The following is a 15,032-nucleotide window of genomic DNA, read 5'->3' as shown; positions in this document are numbered from 1 at the left end:
TCTGAGATTGCCCGACGACCTGCGACTGACCACCGGCCTGCTGACGGCTGGGGCTCTGCGCCTGACCGGCGGCCTGCGGCTGGCTGTGGGCCTGGCGTCCGTCGGCGCTCTGACGTCCGTCGGCGGTCTGACGTCCGCCCGTGGTCTGCGGTGCTCCGGTGCTCATCGGGCGACCTCGATCACGACCTTGCCGCGGGCGTGGCCGTCCTCGACCGTGCGGAGGGCCTCGTCGGCTCGGTCCAGTGGGAACGTTTCGGTGACGTGCGGGTTCAGGTCGCCGTTCACCACGAGGCGCGCCACTGCCTCCAGGACGGCCGTGTCACGAGCCCGGGCCACCCTGGCACCGCCCAGGCGCTCCACGTCCTCGGACGGGGCGCCGGCGGTGATCAGCTTCGTCCGGTCGGTGATCAGCCGAGCCGCCTCGGACAGCACGTCGCCGCCCACGAGGTCGTAGACCCCGTCGACGCCCTCCGGCGCGGCCGCCCGCACCCGGTCGGCCCAGCCCGGCCCGGAGGAAACGTGCACGGCGCCGAGCGACTCGACGAAGTCCTTCTTGGTCTCGCTCGCCACGCCTACGACGGTCACTCCGTAGGCCCGGGCGATCTGCACGGCCGCCGCGCCGACGCCGCCGCCCGCGCCGGTGACCAGCACGGTCGCGCCGGCGGGCAGGCCGAGCTGGCGGATCCCGTCGTACGCGGTCGCGGCGGCGACGGGCAGGGTCGCGGCGGCGACGGGCAGGGTCGCGGCGTCCGTGAAGGACAGCCCGGCAGGCTTTTGCGCGGTCACCGCGGCGAGCAGCAGTGCGTACTCGGCGTAGCCACCGGCCGCCGTGTTGCCGAAGACCTCGTCTCCGACGGCGAACCCCTCGACACCCTCGCCGGCCTCCTCGACGACCCCGGAGACCTCGCTGCCGAGGACGGCTGGGAACAGGCGCTCGCCGCTCTCGCCGGGCCGCCGGTACCCGGTGCGCAGCTTCCAGTCGACGGGGTTGACCCCGGCGGCCCGCACCGAGACCAGGATCTGACCGGGGCCGGGAACGGGCCGGTCCACTTCGGCAAAGGCCTCGGTCTCCGGGCCGCCGTACCGCGTGAAGACGTACGCCTTGGGCACTGCTCCCACTCTCCTTCACCGTCGCCGGATCGGCGGTTGTATGGGCCACCGGTTGTGACATCAGTCGGCAAGGAGGATCGGCGGTCCGCTATTCCCGGGACGCAGGAGACTTCATACGGCCTTAATGATCGTGGGGCCGCCCCGAGACGGGGGGATACCTGACGTGCGCGTACGGTTGAACGCGTAAGCAATTGTCGTCGCTGTCACGCTGGACCCATATGAACGTCACCCGAGGCTTCACCGGACGCGCCCGTGTCCACAATCCTGGGCTGCCGCCCGGCCAGTACGACGCGGGCGACGACTGGCCCGTCCTGTCCGCGGAGGTCACGCCCGACCTGACGCCCGACGACTGGACGTTCCGTGTCGACGGGCTGGTCGAGGCGCCCCGCACCTGGGACTGGGCCGAGGCGCACGAGTTGACCGCGTCCGCCTACGAGGGCGACATCCACTGCGTGACGAGCTGGTCGAAGTTCGGGGTGCGGTTCGGAGGCGTGTCGCTGGACGCGTTCCTGGATGTGGTGCGGCCCCATGGGTCCGCCACCCATGCCGTCGCCTACTCGCACACCGGCTACACCACGAACCTCCCGCTCGCCGACCTGACCGGCGGGCGTGCCTGGATCGCCTGGGAGTACGACGGGAAGCCGCTGGCCGCCGAGCACGGCGGGCCGGCGCGGCTGCTGGTCCCCCACCTGTATTTCTGGAAGAGCGCCAAGTGGATCGCGGGTCTGCGCCTCCTCGACCACGACGAGCCGGGTTTCTGGGAGCAGAACGGTTACCACGCCCGTGGCAACCCCTGGGAGGAGCAGCGGTACTCCGGTGACTGAGACGCCCACTCCCCCCGGCGCCACTGCGCCCGCCACAACTCCCCCTGGCTTCATTGCCCCTGGCTTCACTGCCCCTGGCTTCACTCCCCCGACGCGGTTCGCCGTGCCCGGGCGGATCGCCGTGAGCAAACAGGCCGCCGCCCTGTGGCAGCGGGCCACGCTCACCGAGATCCGCCACGAGACCCCGCACGCCGCCACGTACCGGTTCGCGGTGCCCGCCTGGGCGGGGCATCTGCCCGGCCAGCACCTGATCCTGCGGCTGACCGCCGAGGACGGTTACGCGGCCCAGCGCCACTACTCGATCGCGTCCGCACCCGACGAATCGGGACACATCGAGCTGACCCTGGACCATGTCGAGGGCGGTGAGGTCTCGGGCTGGTTCCATACGGTTGCCAAGCCCGGGGACGAGGTCGAGGTGCGCGGTCCGCTGAGCGGGTTCTTCGCCTGGCCCGGCGACCGGCCCGCCCTGTTGATCGGGGCCGGCTCCGGGGTCGTTCCGCTGATGTCGATGGTGCGGCACCACCGAGCGCGGAACCTGTCCGTGCCGTTGCGGCTGCTGGTGTCCGCGCGCAGTCCCGAGGAGCTGATCTACGCGCGGGAGTTGGGCGCCGAGACGACGCCGGTGTTCACACGGAACGCACCGGAGGATGTGCCGGTGGGCCGTATGGCGGCCGCACATGTGGCGCCGCTCTTGGCCGAGCAGCCTCCTGGTGGGTGGGAGGCCTATGTGTGCGGCTCCAACGCCTTCGCCGAGCATGCCTCCCGCCTGCTGGTCGACGCCGGTCAGCCGGTGGACCGTATCCGGATCGAACGCTTCGGCTGACGGCGCGACGGTTCGCGCCACGTGGCCGTGAACGTTCGCGCCACATAGCCGTAACCGTTCGCAGCACGCGGCCGTGTCCGTTCGCAGAACGCGGCCGTATCCATTCGCAGCACGCGGGCGGAACCTGTCGCGGCCTCGTGGCCGGTTCACCCCGGCCCGCACCGCCCCGGCGTTTCGGCACCACCTTGTTGGGCACTTGTCCGGCGGCCCCGCTCGGGGCCGTTGGTGAACGATGCCGGTGGAACGGGTACTGGATCCTGGAGGGCACTCGCAGTCGTGCGCGGTGCGGAGGTCGACATGCGAACCCGGGTGCGCGGCTGGCGCTGGCGGCACAGCCCGCTGCGGCGCCGGTCGGACGTCGTCGAGGCATGGACGGTCCTGGTCGTCGCGGTCCTGATATGGGTGGGCGCTCCTCTCGTCGGGGCGTTCGTGGCCTCGTGGGTACACACCGAGGCCGGCGCGGTCGCCGCCGAGCAGCGTGCCGATCGCCATCGTGTCCGTGCGGAGGTCGTCGGCAGGACCGCCGGCTCGCTGCCCTCGGTGCAGGGCGGGCGCGAGCACGCGTACCGGGCGACCGTGCGCTGGACGGACCCGGGCGGCGGTCCGCGGACGGCCACGGCACGGGTCCCGGGGGGCACTCGCCAGGGTGAAGTGGTGGACGTGTGGTTCGACACCAAGGGCCACAGTGTGCCCCCGCCCCCGGACAAAACAGCGGTCTGGCAGCACACGCTCACCATCGGCGCGTGCGCGGCGGGCGGTGCGGTCGCGATGGTGCTCCTCGGCCACTCCGTCGTACGAGGTGCGGCCAACCGCCACCGGATGGCCGAGTGGGAACGCGAGTGGGCCCTCACCGAACCGCAGTGGACACGCCGCCGGGCATGACCGGCCTGCCCACCAGCGCCAGGCCGGGGCGGGCCCGCAGCGCAGCCACGCCTCCACCGGGTCGCTCAAGGCGCCGGCGACGGCACTTCGTACAGGTCCCGGACGACCACGTCGGCGCATGCGCCGGGCCGCAGGTGGCCCAGTTCGCGCATCTCCTCGACCCTGGCGGTGCCACCGCCGATGAGCATGTCGGAACTGGCCTGGGGGTGACGAGCCGGCCGGCCGCGGAGACGGTCGTACGCGCCTCGGGTTCGGTCCCGGGGGATCCGACGCCGGTGACCCGACCACCCCTGGCTGCCAGCCAGCCGCCCGGGATCTCCCGCTCCTCGTCCACCATGAGCAGTTCGGCATCCCTGACCAGCAGTTCTGCTTCCTCGACCGGCCCTTCGGCGTCAGACGGCATGACGTCATCGTTGGCGCGTGGCGGGCCAAATACCTGGCGAGTCGTCCGACCACCCACGTACGGTGTGATCATCCGCACTCACTCTTCACAAAGGCGGTCCTACATGGCCCTGTTCGACCTTCCGATCGACGAGCTCCGCGAGTACCGCAGCAAGTCCGCCGAGCCCGAGGACTTCGACGCGTTCTGGTCCAAGACCCTGGAGGAAGCCCACGAGCACGACTTGGACGCCCGCTTCGAGCTCGTCGACACCGGCCTGACGACGGTGAAGGTGTACGACGTGACGTTCGCCGGGTTCGGCGGGCACCCGGTGAAGGGCTGGTTCACGATCCCCGCCGAGGTCTCCGCGCCGATCCCGCTGGTCGTGGAGTTCGTGGGCTACGGCGGCGGGCGCGGTCTGCCGCACGAGCATCTGCTGTGGGCGTCCACGGGCCGGGCGCACTTCGTGATGGACACCCGCGGCCAGGGCAGCGCCTGGGGCGGCGGTGGCGGCACCGCGGACCCGGTGGGCGGCGCGCCCGCGTACCCCGGCTTCATGACGCGGGGCATCGACGACCCCGAGAACTACTACTACCGCCGGGTGTTCACGGACGCGGTGCGTGCCGTGGAGGCCGCCCGCTCGCATCCCCTGGCCGATCCCGCGCGCACGGTGGCGATCGGCTCCAGTCAGGGCGGCGGCATCACGATCGCGGTGGGCGGTCTGGTCCCGGACCTGGCGGCCGTCGCGCCGGACGTGCCGTTCCTGTGCGACTACCCGCGCGCGGCCACGCTCACGGACCGTCACCCGTACCGGGAGATCGGCCTCTACCTCAAGACGCACCGCGGCCGCACCGAGGGCGCTCTGCGTACCCTCTCCTACTTCGACGGCGTGCACTTCGCGTCTCGAGGCCGGGCACCTGCCCTGTTCTCGGTGGCCCTGGAGGACCAGACCTGCCCGCCCTCCACCGTCTTCGCGGCCTTCAACGGCTGGGCGCACCACGAGAAGGCGATCGAGGTGTACGACTTCAACGACCACGAGGGCGGCGGCCCCTACCACGAGGCGGCCAAGGTGCGCTGGCTGCGGGCGTACGCCTGAGGGAGCGCCGGTGGACACAGCTGAGGCCGCGGAGCGGTTCGTGCGGGTGTGGGAGCGGGCCTGGGCCGAGCATGACGTGGCCGCGCTGCTGGAGCTGTACGCCGAGGACTGCGTGCATCGCTCCATGCCGTTCCGCGAGCCGCACCGCGGCCGGGCCGAGCTGGCGGCGTATCTGCGCTGGTCGTTCGCGGAGGAGCAGGTGAGGGACGTCCGGTTCTCGGCGCCCGTCGTCGGCCGGGACGGGGTCGCGGTGGCCGAGTTCCGGGTGTTCGCGCAGGAGGGCGGCGCGGCGTCCACGCTGGCCGGCTGTGTCTTCGTGCGGTTCGACGGAGCCGGCCTGGCCGTCGAGTCCCGCGACTACTGGCACACCGCTCCGGACCATCGGGAGCCGCAAGGGTCGCTGTTCTTCCGCTGAGGCCTTCGCGTACGACACCTTCCGCCCAGTCCGACCAGTCGGTACGTTCATGGAGCCCGGGTCGCAGCGACGCGCCCCGGGCTTCCGGCGGACGACGGAGGGTCCATGTCCCAGAACGAGTCGACGGTCCACGGCCACTGCGACGAACGCTTCGGCGCGGTGCGAACGGCGTTCGAGGAGAACTTCCGGGACCGCGGGGAGCTCGGCGCCGCGGTCACGGTCGTGGTCGGTGGCGAGACCGTGGTGGACCTGTGGGGCGGCTGGTCCGACGCGGCGCGCACCCGCCCGTGGGAGCGCGACACGCTGGTCAACGTGTGGTCGACGACGAAGGGCCCGGTGGCGCTGTGCGCGCACATTCTCGCCGACCGGGGACTGCTCGACTTCGACGCGCCGGTGGCCTTGTACTGGCCGGAGTTCGCCGCGGCCGGCAAGGGGAAGGTCCTCGTACGGCATCTGCTGTCGCACCGGGCCGGCCTGGCGGGGCTGCGGGAGCCGCACACGCTCGCCCAGCTCTGCGACTGGGAGTTGACCGTGGAGCGGCTCGCCGCGACGGAACCCTGGTGGGAGCCGGGGACACGGTCCGGGTATCACGCGCTGACGTACGGTTTCCTGGTCGGGGAGGTCGTGCGGCGGGTGTCCGGGCTGCTGCCGGGGGCATTCCTGGAGCGGGAGGTGACCGGGCCGCTCGGGATCGACTTCACGGTCGGGCTGCCGGAGAAGGAGGCGGGGCGGGCCGCCGAGCTCGTGCATCCGCCGACCGCGTCGAGCAGTGAACAGGCCGCGGTCTTCAGCCAGTTGGCGCCCGTCGCGCTCGCCTCAGTGGCCAACCCCCTGGTCGGCGCGGCCGAGGCCAACTTGCCCGAATGGCGGGCCGCCGAGATCCCCGCCGCGAACGGCCACGGCACAGCGCGGGCCGTCGCCGCGCTCTACGGCATCTTCGCGGGCCGGGGATCGCACGACGGCCACCGCGTCCTCTCCCCCGACGCCGCCGAGCGGGTGCGCGAGGGGCAGGGCAGCTGCCGCGACCTGGTGCTCGGTGCCGGTTTCGAGAACGAGACGGAGATCGGGCTGGGCTTGTGGCTCAGCGGGCCGAACGGGTCCTACGGGCCCAACCCGCGGGCTTTCGGACACGACGGGTTCGGCGGATCGTGCGGACTGGCCGACCCGGAGGCGGGAGCTTCACTGGGGTACGTGATGAACCGCATGGGGCCCCACATCGCCGACGACCCGCGGAAGATGGCACTGATCGACGCCCTGTACAGGGTGTTGTGACCTCACCGGTCTCGTCGGGGGTGCCGGGAAGTACAGCCGCACCACGCCCTGTCCGCCGCCGTAGCACACGGCGTTGACGACGGCCTCGTGCACCGCGGCCACCAAGTCGTGCGTCCGCTGCTCGGACAGGCCCGGGCGCCGGGCGTCAGCGGCGCGGGAACGACGGACCGCGGCCGAACTTCCGCGGGCGCAGGGGATGTCGGCCGGCCCGGCGGGCAGCAGTGCCGGGCCCTCGTCGTCGTCCCTGGGCTTGGTGTAGTGCCCGCTGCGCGTCGACTCGCGGGCTCCCAGGGCGAGTTCGGGGTGCGTGTGCCAAGCCCCGCCGGCACGGACTCCGGCAGGGCACGGGGGTCGTACGGGCACAGGATCCAGTGGCGGTTGCGGGCGAAGGCTACGTTCAGGAGGGACTCGTAGCGCGTCCGCTCCCGGGTTTCGGGGGCCGTACCGTCCGGCCCCCGGCGAGGACGGCGTCACCGGCGTCCAGGCCGGCGCGGGTGAAGTCGGCGTGATCATCGTCGGACTCCGGCAGGTGCGTCACGCGTAGGCGAGAACCCGCCGGAGGTGCGGCTCGGAGAAGGCCGGCAGGTTCGGGCAGGCCTTCGACGCCGGCCTGCCCGCCTTCGTCCGGAGCCGGCGTCCACCCCGGCTACGGCAGCCTGCGGGCCACGACCATCCTCACCCGTGGGCTGCCGTCCCGCCGGTGCCCGAACTCGGGCAGGGCATGCAGGTCCACCTCGAATCCGGCCCGCTCCAGTTCCCTCCGTACGTCCGAGAGCCGGAAGGCCCGGTAGTACATGACGAACGGCGGCCGCCACACGGCGTTGCGCACCCGCATCACCGCGTCGAATCCCAGCAGCATCCAGTAGGCACGGGACGCGGGACGCGGCGGGGCGAGTACGGGGAACGCGAAGGAACCTCCCGGTCGCAGTACGGAGTGCACCTGGTCGAACAGTCCCGGCAACTCGCGCGGCAGGAAGTGCCCGAACGCCCCGAAGCTCACGACGAGGTCGAAGGCGGCGCCGAACGGGAGGGCGCGGGCGTCCGCACGCACCCACGAAACGTGCGGCCCGGCGGGCCTGGCGCGTTCCCGTGCGACGTCGAGCATGCCCGCACTGAAGTCGACCCCGGTGACGCGGTGCCGGCACACCTGTGCCAGCACGGCGACGCCGGCGCCGGTGCCGCAGCACAGGTCGAGGCCGGCGTCGAAGGGGCCCATACGGCGGAGCGCCGAGGCCACCGCGTCAAGCACCGAGTCGGGCGTACGGAACGGGGTGTGGTCGAACTTCGGGGCGAGCAGGTCGTAGCCGCGCTCGACGGACGACAGCGCCTGGACGGCGAGTTCGCGGAGACTGGGACCTTCGGGGCTGAACATCCGGGTCAGCTTAGGGGAGCGCGCTGCCCGAGGACGGCGACAACGCGCTCGCCTTCGTGGTCACTGGTCGCGTACGACGGCCAGAGTGATCGCCCCGGTGTAGGTGCGGCCCGGCTCGATCGCCGTCGCGGTTGCGTCGACGGTCATGGTCACCGAGGTGCCGTGCGGTGCCCGGAGCGTGGCGTCGGCGGCGAGGGTGAGCGAGGTGAGGTACGAGGTGCCGGTGACCGTCCATGTGGAGCCGCTGTTCAGCCGTACGATCACGCCGTTGTTGACGGCGGGCTGGGGGGTGTTGGTGACGATGCCCAGCTCCTGGAAGTTCGAGGAGTCGATCGTCGCCACCCGGTGCCTGGCCCTCGACGCCGTGAGGACGCCCTCGACGGTCGCGTCCTCGAAGGTCAGGACCATGTTCCTTCCCGTGCGCACGCCGTTGTGGAAGTCTCCCTTGAGCGCGATGGAGGTGAAGGTGGCGGCTCCGTCGGTGGTGTGGGCGGTGGTGACGTCGAAGCTCGGGTCCTTCGTCGGGTCGTCGGTGGGCTCGGTGTAGACGCCGGTGTTCATCATCTTGCCGTCGACGTTCACCGGGCCCGGGTCGTCCAGTTCGATCATCTGGAGGATGATCCCGTCGCGGGGGTTGAGGCGGGCGCCGCGCGAGCCGTCGACGGTGATGGCGGTCTGCTGGCCCTTGTTGAGGAAGGTGGCCCGCTCGGAGTTGACCACCGTGCCGCCGTCGAGGGTCAGCGTGCCGGCGCCGAAGAACATGTAGCCGAAGTGCCCGGAGTTCACGACGGTGCTGCGGACCGGCGTGGCCGCCAACTCGGCGTCGGTGAGCCCCAGTTCCAGCTTCGCGTTGAGTGCCGCGAGCTTCTTGCGGGTGCTGTCGCCGTAGTGGACGGTGGCCGCGGGGCCGGCGCAGATGGTGGCGTAGCTGCCGACGTCGAGCCGGGAGCCGAGGACGCGGACGGTGGCGTCGCCGATGGCGTAGGTGCCGTAGCCGTACTCGCCCGTGTTCCCGATGTGGCTGTTGATCGCCGTGAGTTCGAGGCCGCTGCCGCCCTCGACCGACAGGGCGCCCCATGTCTGCGAGAAGACCGTGGAGTTGAGGTAGGTGGCCTTGCTGTTCTGGCCGATGAGGTTGGTGGCGCGGACGTTGCCGTCGAGGCCGAGCATCCAGGGCACGGACTGCATGTGCGGGGTCTCGACGGTGGCCTGGTAGTCGGCGGGCAGCACGCCGTTGCGGGTGTGCAGGCGGGAGTTCTTCACGAGGACGTTGGCACCGTCGTTGGCGATGACGGCGGTACGGACGACGCCCTTGGTGCTGATACGTGCTCCGTCCAGGACCAGCGTGGTCGCCGGACCGTCGCCGACCACAGCGGCTCCGTAGCCCGCGAAGTCGCAACGGCCGTTGCCGGTGAGGGAGATGGTGGGCCGCTCCAGCCGGTACGTGCCGTCCTGCACGTAGACGCCGTCGAAGCACTCACCGGTCGAGGTGATGGAGACGCCACGGGCGACGGCGTCGGTGAGCCTGCCGCCGCGTACGGCCGCAAGGACGGACTTGTCGCGCACGACTCCGTCGCCGTCCACGTACAGCGCCTGGCGGAAGGGGAAGGTGAGCGTCTCGTACGTGACGTCGTTGGCCTCGGCCACCGTGAGGACCAGGTCACCCCGGTAGGTGCCGGCCTGGATCAGCGTCACGGTACCGCCGGTCTCCGCCAGGAGCTGTCCGCTCTCCACGCCGTCGACGGTGAGGGTGAGGGCGTGCCCGTCGGGCGCCACGATCGCGCCTCCCTCGGCGACGGACAGCATGCTCACCCGGGTGGTCTGAGCAACCTCGTACGTCTCACCGGCTCCGACCGAGATCCGGCCGCCCGTGCCCTTCGTGGTAGTCGGCGCGGCTACGGCGGTGTCAGTCGGCACCAGCAGCGCTCCGGCCGTCGCGGTGCCGGCGATCAGGATCGAGCGTCGGGTGATCAGCGTCATGGCTTGCCTTCCCAGAATTGGAGTGCGCCGTCGCGCAGTGTGACCGGACGGCCGTCGGAAAAACGGTCCCGACGGCCCGGGCGGGGGCACCTGAAGGTGCGCACGAGGGAGTGAATCAGCCGATCCCACCAGGCAGTAGGGTCCTCGTGCACGCATCCCGGAAGCCGATGCCTCGGATCACACGGCCTACTTCATGGCGATTACACAGGGTGGTCACAGACGCCCGCGCCGGCCGCTACGGCACTGCGGCGACCGCCGCCGGCTCGGGCAGCCCTAGGCCGGTGCGACCATCCCCGCCGACAGGTCGATGTCCGCGCCGCACAAGCCCGGCATGGACAGCATCGCCACCAGGGACCGGGCCACCTCGTCCTCCTCGACGAGCCGGCCGAGGGCGGCGCGGGAGACGAAGTCGTGTTCGGCCTGTTCCACCGTGCAGCCGGTCAGTTCGGCGGTGAGGCGGAAATTGCGGTCCATGCGCGGGCCCCGGACGGGGCCGGGTGAAAGGGAGTTGACGGCGATGCCCTGGGGGCCGACCTCGCCGGCCAGGGTGCGGGTCAGGCCGAGGAGCGCCATCTTGGAGGCGGTGTAGGGGGTGCGGTTGAGCAGCGGGCGCTTGCCGCTGACCGAGGCGACGTTGACGATGTCGCCGCGTCCTGCGGCGATCATCGGAGGCAGGAAGGCCCGGCACATCAGATACACGCCGCGGACGTTGACCGCGAAGACGTCGTCCCACTCGTCGGGGTCGACGTCGGTGAGCGGTTTCACGGGCCCCGCCACTCCCGCGTTGTTGACGAGCAGTGACACGTCCTCGTCGGCGAGTTCGGCGGCGAGCTGTCGTACCGACGCCGGGTCGGACACGTCGCACACGGCCGTACGGGCGTCCCCGCCTTCCTTGGTCACCCGCACCGCCACGTCGGCGAGGGCCGGTTCGCCCCGCCCGACGAGGATCACGCGGGCCGCCCCGGCCCTCGTCAGGGCGAGCGCGAAGGCCCGCCCCAGCGGTCCTCCGCCACCCGTGACCAGTGCCGTACGGCCGGCCGCCGGGCTCACGGGGTGTTCCACGGCAGCGCGTCTCCCGCGGCCTTCGCGGCCCGTACGTCGCCGGAGCGGGCATGGCCCTCGAACAGCTCGACTCGGGAGGCCCGGCCGCACACGCGGCCCAGCAGGGCCTGCGAGCCGGTGTCGGTGACCTCCTGGTAGGTCACCGTCTTGAGGTACTTCCCCACCCACAGGCCGCCGGTGTAGCGCGCGGCACCACGTGTGGGCAGCACATGGTTGGTCCCGATCACCTTGTCGCCGAACGACACACAGGTGCCCTCGCCGAGGAACAGGGCGCCGTACTGGGTCATCCGCGCCAGGGCCTCGCGGGGGTCGGCGGTCAGGACCTCGACGTGTTCGAAGGCGAGTTCGTCGGCGAGCGCGTACATCTCGTCGGACGAGTCGACGACGTGCACCTGACCGTGGTCGCGCCAGGCAGGTCCGGCGAAGTCGCGGGTGGGCATGCCGGGCAGAATCCGTTCGACCTCGGCGATGGTCCGCTCGGCGACCTCGCGGGAGGTGGTGACGAGGACGGCCGGGGAGTCCGGGCCGTGCTCGGCCTGGGAGAGCAGGTCGACCGCGCAGACGAAGGGGTCGGCGTGCTCGTCGGCCAGGACGAGGATCTCGGTCGGCCCGGCGAACAGGTCGATGCCGACCTGCCCGAAGAGCTGCCGTTTGGCCTCGGCGACGTAGGCGTTGCCGGGGCCGGCGATCAGGTTCACGGGCGCCATCGAGTCCGTGCCGACGGCCATCGCGGCGACCGCCTGGACCCCGCCGAGCAGCCAGATCTCGTCGGCACCCGCCAGGTGCATCGCGGCGACGGTGGCGGCCGGGATCTCGCCGTGGATGGGCGGCGTACAGGCGACGACGCGGGGGACGCCGGCGACCTTGGCGGTGACGACGGTCATGTGGGCGGAGGCCGTGAGCGGATAGCGGCCGCCGGGGATGTAGGCACCCGCCGCCTGCACCGGGATGTGCTTCTGGCCGAGCCGTACGCCCGGCAGGGTCTCCACCTCGAACTCCCGCAGGGAGTCCAGCTGATGGCGGGCGAAGGTGCGGACCTGGTCCTGCACGAAACGGATGTCGGCGATGACCTGCTCCGGCACCGAAGCGACGATCTTCTCGACCTCCTCGTCGCCAAGCCGGAAAGAGCCGGGGCTCCAGTCGTCGAACTTCTCGGAGTACTCGCGCACGGCCTTGTCACCGCGGTCACGGATGTCCGCGACGACGCCCGCCACGGTCTCGCGCACCTGGTCGAGCGAGGCGGTGACCTCGGCCTTGGGTACGGCGTGCTTCAGGATCGTTGCCACAACGGCGGCCTTTCTCAAGGTCTCAAGGTCTCAAGGGGGGAATCAGACGGGCGGCGCTTCGAAGAGCACGTCGGGGTCGTTGAACTGCTCCTTGGCGACCGACTCGCTCATCGGGTCGGCGGTGCCCCACTGGTCCTGGGTGATCGGGTCGTCGACGTCGTGGCGGCCCGGGTGCCACAGGTCCTCTTCGAGGACGGCGAGTTCGGTGGTGTACTCGACGGTGTTGCCGTGCGGGTCGTGGAAGTAGGCGAAGGTGTTGTCGCCCGCCAGGTGCCGGCCGGGACCCCAGGTCAGCCGGGTCCCCGCGCGCAACGCCCGGCCCGTGCCGCGCATGTACTCCTCGACGCCCCGCATCTCGAACGACGCGTGGTGCAGGGAGACATGGGGGCCGCGGGCGATGGCGAAGGAGTGGTGCAGGGGGCTGCACCGCAGGAAGTACATGAGGTCGCCCATGTGCGTCGAGTACAGGGTGTCGGTGAGCCGGAAGCCGAGGTGCCGGACGTAGAAGTCCCGCAGTCCTTCGGGGTCCTGGGAGTTGATCACGCAGTGCGAGAGCCGTACCGGGATCGCCTCGCGCTCCTCGATCCTGCGGTGGGCGCGGGTGGCGACGTCCGCGGAGACCTCGACGACCCTGCCGTCCGGGTCGAAGAAGCGGAAGCCGTAGCCGCCGCCGGGTGTGTCCAACACCGCTGGCTCGCCGAGGAGTTGGATTCCCGCCCGGCCGAGTCGGACCGCCAGTTCGTCCACGTCGGCGGTCGAGGCCGCCCCGAAGGCCACCAGGTCCATCCGCTTCCGCTCGTCCGCGCGGATCCGGACGACGTACTGCTCGGGGCTGCCCTCGGCGGCGAAGAAGGCGAGACCGCTGTCGTTGGCGACCTCCGTCAGGCCCCAGGTGGTGCCGTAGAAGGCGCGCTGGCGCTCGAAGTCCGGTACGGCCAGGTCGACATGGCGCAGATGGGTGATGGGCTGGAAGCTCATGCCTGACTCCTGACGGTGTTGCGCTGATGGCCCAGGCCGGTGATCTCCGCCTCGACGACGTCCCCGGGCCGGAGGAAGACGCCCCAGTGGGCGCCGTTGCCCGCCGGGGACCCGGTCAGCAGCAGGTCGCCGGGGCGCAGGGTGGTGGTCGTGGAGACGTACGCGATGAGCCGCGGGATGTCGAAGATCATGTCCTTGGTGGACTCGTCCTGACGGACGACACCGTTGTGGCGCAGCGTGATGCGCAGCTCGTTCGGGTCGCCGACGAAGGCGGCCGGCACCAGGAAGGGCCCGGTCGGCAGGAAGGTGTCGGCGTTCTTGGCGGTGAACCAGTCGGTTCCGATCGCCTTCAGATCGGGCCGGTAGAGGCGGTCGCGAGTGGTGAGGTCGTTGCAGATGGTGTAGGCGGCGACGTGGTCGAGGGCGTCCTCGACGGCGATGTTCTTGCCCGGCTTCCCGATGACGAGGGCGAGTTCGAGCTCCCAGTCGTGCTGCTCGCCCAGCGCCGGGAGGAGGATGTCGTCATACGGTCCGCAGATCGCGCGCGGCGAGCCGAGGAAGACGTACGGCACCCCGTTCCTGATCCGCTCGTCCATCATCCGCTCGGCGTCGGCGCGGGCCTCCTCGGGGGTGGCCCCGTGCACGCTCTCCTTTTCGGCGGCGACCAGATCGACCACGTGCTTGCGGTAGTTGGCGCCGCTCTGCAGGATCTGGCCCGGCTCGACGGGCGCGAGGACGCGCAGGCCGGCCAGGTCGTGCCAGGTGCCGTCGGCAGCTGCGGCGAGTTCGTGGAGGCGGGGCAGCCAGGTGTCCCAGTCGTCGAGCAGGGCACGTACGGACGTCACCGCGTCGGACAGGTCGCGGACGCGCGAGCCGGTGACCAGGCCGGGGAAGGGACCTGCGGCGCTCCCGAACGTGCCGAGCGCGAAGGGTCCGGCATGGGTGGGCAGGGGATCGGGCACGGGCGGCTCTCCTCGTACGGGTGGGGGCTCGGCTCGCTTCGACGCTAGGCAGCGCGGACCGGGAGCGGAAATGGCCGTTCGCGATGCCTGCCATCACCGGGGCCGCGGCCCCTGGCCGCATCGATGTGCGGCTCCGCCGCGCGGCGACTCCATCGCCGTACGGGATGTATGCCGTCCCCCTTGCCGATGCCTCGATCCGTTGACCCTGCATCGACCGCCACGCAGGCTCGGAGCACCCCAGAACCCGAGGAGTTGACGTGGTCGTCGAGCATGCCCTGCTGACCGTCGAGGCCGGCCGGGAGGACGAGTTCCAGGAGGTCTTCGGCAAGGCCCGCGAGGTGCCGGCCGAGGCGGACGGATTCCGCTGGGCCGAGCTGCTGCGCTGCGCCGAGCGGCCCGGCGTCTTCCTGCTGCTGGTCGGCTGGGAGTCGGTCGAGGCGCACACGGTCGGCTTCCGTGAGTCGGAACGCTTCCTGCGCTGGCGGGCCTTGGTCGGACCGTTCTTCGCCGAGCCGCCGGACGTGGAGCACTACGTCGAGCTCGGCCCGCGCTTCTTCGGCTAGCCCCTCCTCGCGCAGCCCGCCCCCTCTC

General features: G+C 71.5%; 15 protein-coding genes. 7 read left to right on the top strand and 8 right to left on the bottom strand.

The features are described 5' to 3' along the window. Positions 1-162 precede the first annotated feature (162 nt). Complete coding sequence (locus ADK57_RS13545; protein WP_053749674.1) at positions 163-1,110, bottom strand: NADP-dependent oxidoreductase; 948 nt, start codon at positions 1,108-1,110, stop codon at positions 163-165. A gap of 218 nt (positions 1,111-1,328) precedes the next feature. Here ADK57_RS13545 and ADK57_RS13540 point away from each other — a divergent pair, with 218 nt between their 5' ends. The 3 genes from ADK57_RS13540 to ADK57_RS13530 all read left to right on the top strand — a co-directional run bounded on the left by ADK57_RS13540 (position 1,329) and on the right by ADK57_RS13530 (position 3,639). After that, the gene (locus ADK57_RS13540; protein WP_053749673.1) at positions 1,329-1,934 is read left to right on the top strand and encodes a sulfite oxidase-like oxidoreductase; all 606 of its coding nucleotides are present in this window, start codon (positions 1,329-1,331) and stop codon (positions 1,932-1,934) included. A 52-nt stretch (positions 1,935-1,986) separates the two neighbouring features. After that, positions 1,987-2,757, top strand: coding sequence for a ferredoxin reductase (locus tag ADK57_RS13535; protein WP_063785949.1), 771 nt, complete (start codon positions 1,987-1,989; stop codon positions 2,755-2,757). Between the two features lie 297 nt (positions 2,758-3,054). Further along, on the top strand, positions 3,055-3,639 hold the full coding sequence (locus ADK57_RS13530) for a hypothetical protein (protein WP_053749900.1): 585 nt from the start codon (positions 3,055-3,057) through the stop codon (positions 3,637-3,639). A 65-nt stretch (positions 3,640-3,704) separates the two neighbouring features. On the opposite strand, the gene ADK57_RS51970 is transcribed toward ADK57_RS13530, so the two are convergent. Continuing rightward, positions 3,705-3,827, bottom strand: coding sequence for a hypothetical protein (locus ADK57_RS51970; protein WP_267890764.1), 123 nt, complete (start codon positions 3,825-3,827; stop codon positions 3,705-3,707). Positions 3,828-4,145: 318 nt separating this feature from the next. Between ADK57_RS51970 and ADK57_RS13525 the strand changes: the two genes are divergently transcribed. The 3 genes from ADK57_RS13525 to ADK57_RS13515 all read left to right on the top strand — a co-directional run bounded on the left by ADK57_RS13525 (position 4,146) and on the right by ADK57_RS13515 (position 6,801). Further along, positions 4,146-5,114 carry an acetylxylan esterase gene (locus tag ADK57_RS13525; RefSeq protein ID WP_053749671.1) on the top strand — a complete coding sequence of 323 codons (969 nt, stop codon included), beginning with the start codon at positions 4,146-4,148 and terminating at the stop codon, positions 5,112-5,114. A gap of 10 nt (positions 5,115-5,124) precedes the next feature. Beyond that, the gene (locus tag ADK57_RS13520; RefSeq protein ID WP_053749670.1) at positions 5,125-5,529 is read left to right on the top strand and encodes a nuclear transport factor 2 family protein; all 405 of its coding nucleotides are present in this window, start codon (positions 5,125-5,127) and stop codon (positions 5,527-5,529) included. A 105-nt stretch (positions 5,530-5,634) separates the two neighbouring features. After that, positions 5,635-6,801 carry a serine hydrolase domain-containing protein gene (locus ADK57_RS13515; RefSeq protein ID WP_053749669.1) on the top strand — a complete coding sequence of 389 codons (1,167 nt, stop codon included), beginning with the start codon at positions 5,635-5,637 and terminating at the stop codon, positions 6,799-6,801. A 646-nt stretch (positions 6,802-7,447) separates the two neighbouring features. Here the strand turns inward: ADK57_RS13515 and ADK57_RS13510 are convergent. The 6 genes from ADK57_RS13510 to ADK57_RS13485 all read right to left on the bottom strand — a co-directional run bounded on the left by ADK57_RS13510 (position 7,448) and on the right by ADK57_RS13485 (position 14,441). Then, complete coding sequence (locus ADK57_RS13510; protein WP_053749668.1) at positions 7,448-8,173, bottom strand: class I SAM-dependent methyltransferase; 726 nt, start codon at positions 8,171-8,173, stop codon at positions 7,448-7,450. Positions 8,174-8,233: 60 nt separating this feature from the next. Further along, positions 8,234-10,153 carry a hypothetical protein gene (locus tag ADK57_RS13505; RefSeq protein WP_053749667.1) on the bottom strand — a complete coding sequence of 640 codons (1,920 nt, stop codon included), beginning with the start codon at positions 10,151-10,153 and terminating at the stop codon, positions 8,234-8,236. 273 nt (positions 10,154-10,426) lie between these two features. Next, on the bottom strand, positions 10,427-11,203 hold the full coding sequence (locus ADK57_RS13500; protein ID WP_053749666.1) for an SDR family NAD(P)-dependent oxidoreductase: 777 nt from the start codon (positions 11,201-11,203) through the stop codon (positions 10,427-10,429). Continuing rightward, a complete protein-coding gene (gene hisD, locus ADK57_RS13495; protein ID WP_053749665.1) occupies positions 11,200-12,501 on the bottom strand; it encodes a histidinol dehydrogenase in 1,302 nt (433 codons plus the stop codon). Before hisD ends, ADK57_RS13500 begins: the two co-directional genes overlap by 4 nt. A 42-nt stretch (positions 12,502-12,543) precedes the next feature. Further along, entirely contained in the window at positions 12,544-13,479 is a 936-nt protein-coding gene (locus ADK57_RS13490) for a VOC family protein (RefSeq protein ID WP_053749664.1), read from the bottom strand. Further along, on the bottom strand, positions 13,476-14,441 hold the full coding sequence (locus ADK57_RS13485; RefSeq protein WP_053749663.1) for a fumarylacetoacetate hydrolase family protein: 966 nt from the start codon (positions 14,439-14,441) through the stop codon (positions 13,476-13,478). The genes ADK57_RS13490 and ADK57_RS13485 overlap by 4 nt, the downstream gene beginning before the upstream one ends. 257 nt (positions 14,442-14,698) lie before the next feature. Here ADK57_RS13485 and ADK57_RS13480 point away from each other — a divergent pair, with 257 nt between their 5' ends. After that, positions 14,699-15,004: an antibiotic biosynthesis monooxygenase family protein gene (locus tag ADK57_RS13480; RefSeq protein WP_053749662.1), complete on the top strand. Its 306-nt coding sequence runs from the start codon at positions 14,699-14,701 to the stop codon at positions 15,002-15,004. The last annotated feature ends 28 nt before the right edge of the window (positions 15,005-15,032 follow it).

The sequence above is a fragment of the Streptomyces sp. MMG1533 genome, assembly GCF_001279775.1.
Lineage (GTDB): Bacteria > Actinomycetota > Actinomycetes > Streptomycetales > Streptomycetaceae > Streptomyces.
This window is presented reverse-complemented; position numbering and strand designations above follow the sequence as displayed.

Bases quoted from the DNA above. Each gene is read 5' to 3' on its own strand.
- ADK57_RS51970 (WP_267890764.1), bottom strand. From the start codon at position 3,827: ATGCTCATCGGCGGTGGCACCGCCAGGGTCGAGGAGATGCGCGAACTG.
- ADK57_RS13515 (WP_053749669.1), top strand. From the start codon at position 5,635: ATGTCCCAGAACGAGTCGACGGTCCACGGCCACTGCGACGAACGCTTC.
- ADK57_RS13505 (WP_053749667.1), bottom strand. From the start codon at position 10,153: ATGACGCTGATCACCCGACGCTCGATCCTGATCGCCGGCACCGCGACG.
- ADK57_RS13510 (WP_053749668.1), bottom strand. From the start codon at position 8,173: ATGTTCAGCCCCGAAGGTCCCAGTCTCCGCGAACTCGCCGTCCAGGCG.
- ADK57_RS13490 (WP_053749664.1), bottom strand. From the start codon at position 13,479: ATGAGCTTCCAGCCCATCACCCATCTGCGCCATGTCGACCTGGCCGTA.
- ADK57_RS13530 (WP_053749900.1), top strand. From the start codon at position 3,055: ATGCGAACCCGGGTGCGCGGCTGGCGCTGGCGGCACAGCCCGCTGCGG.
- ADK57_RS13525 (WP_053749671.1), top strand. From the start codon at position 4,146: ATGGCCCTGTTCGACCTTCCGATCGACGAGCTCCGCGAGTACCGCAGC.
- ADK57_RS13540 (WP_053749673.1), top strand. From the start codon at position 1,329: ATGAACGTCACCCGAGGCTTCACCGGACGCGCCCGTGTCCACAATCCT.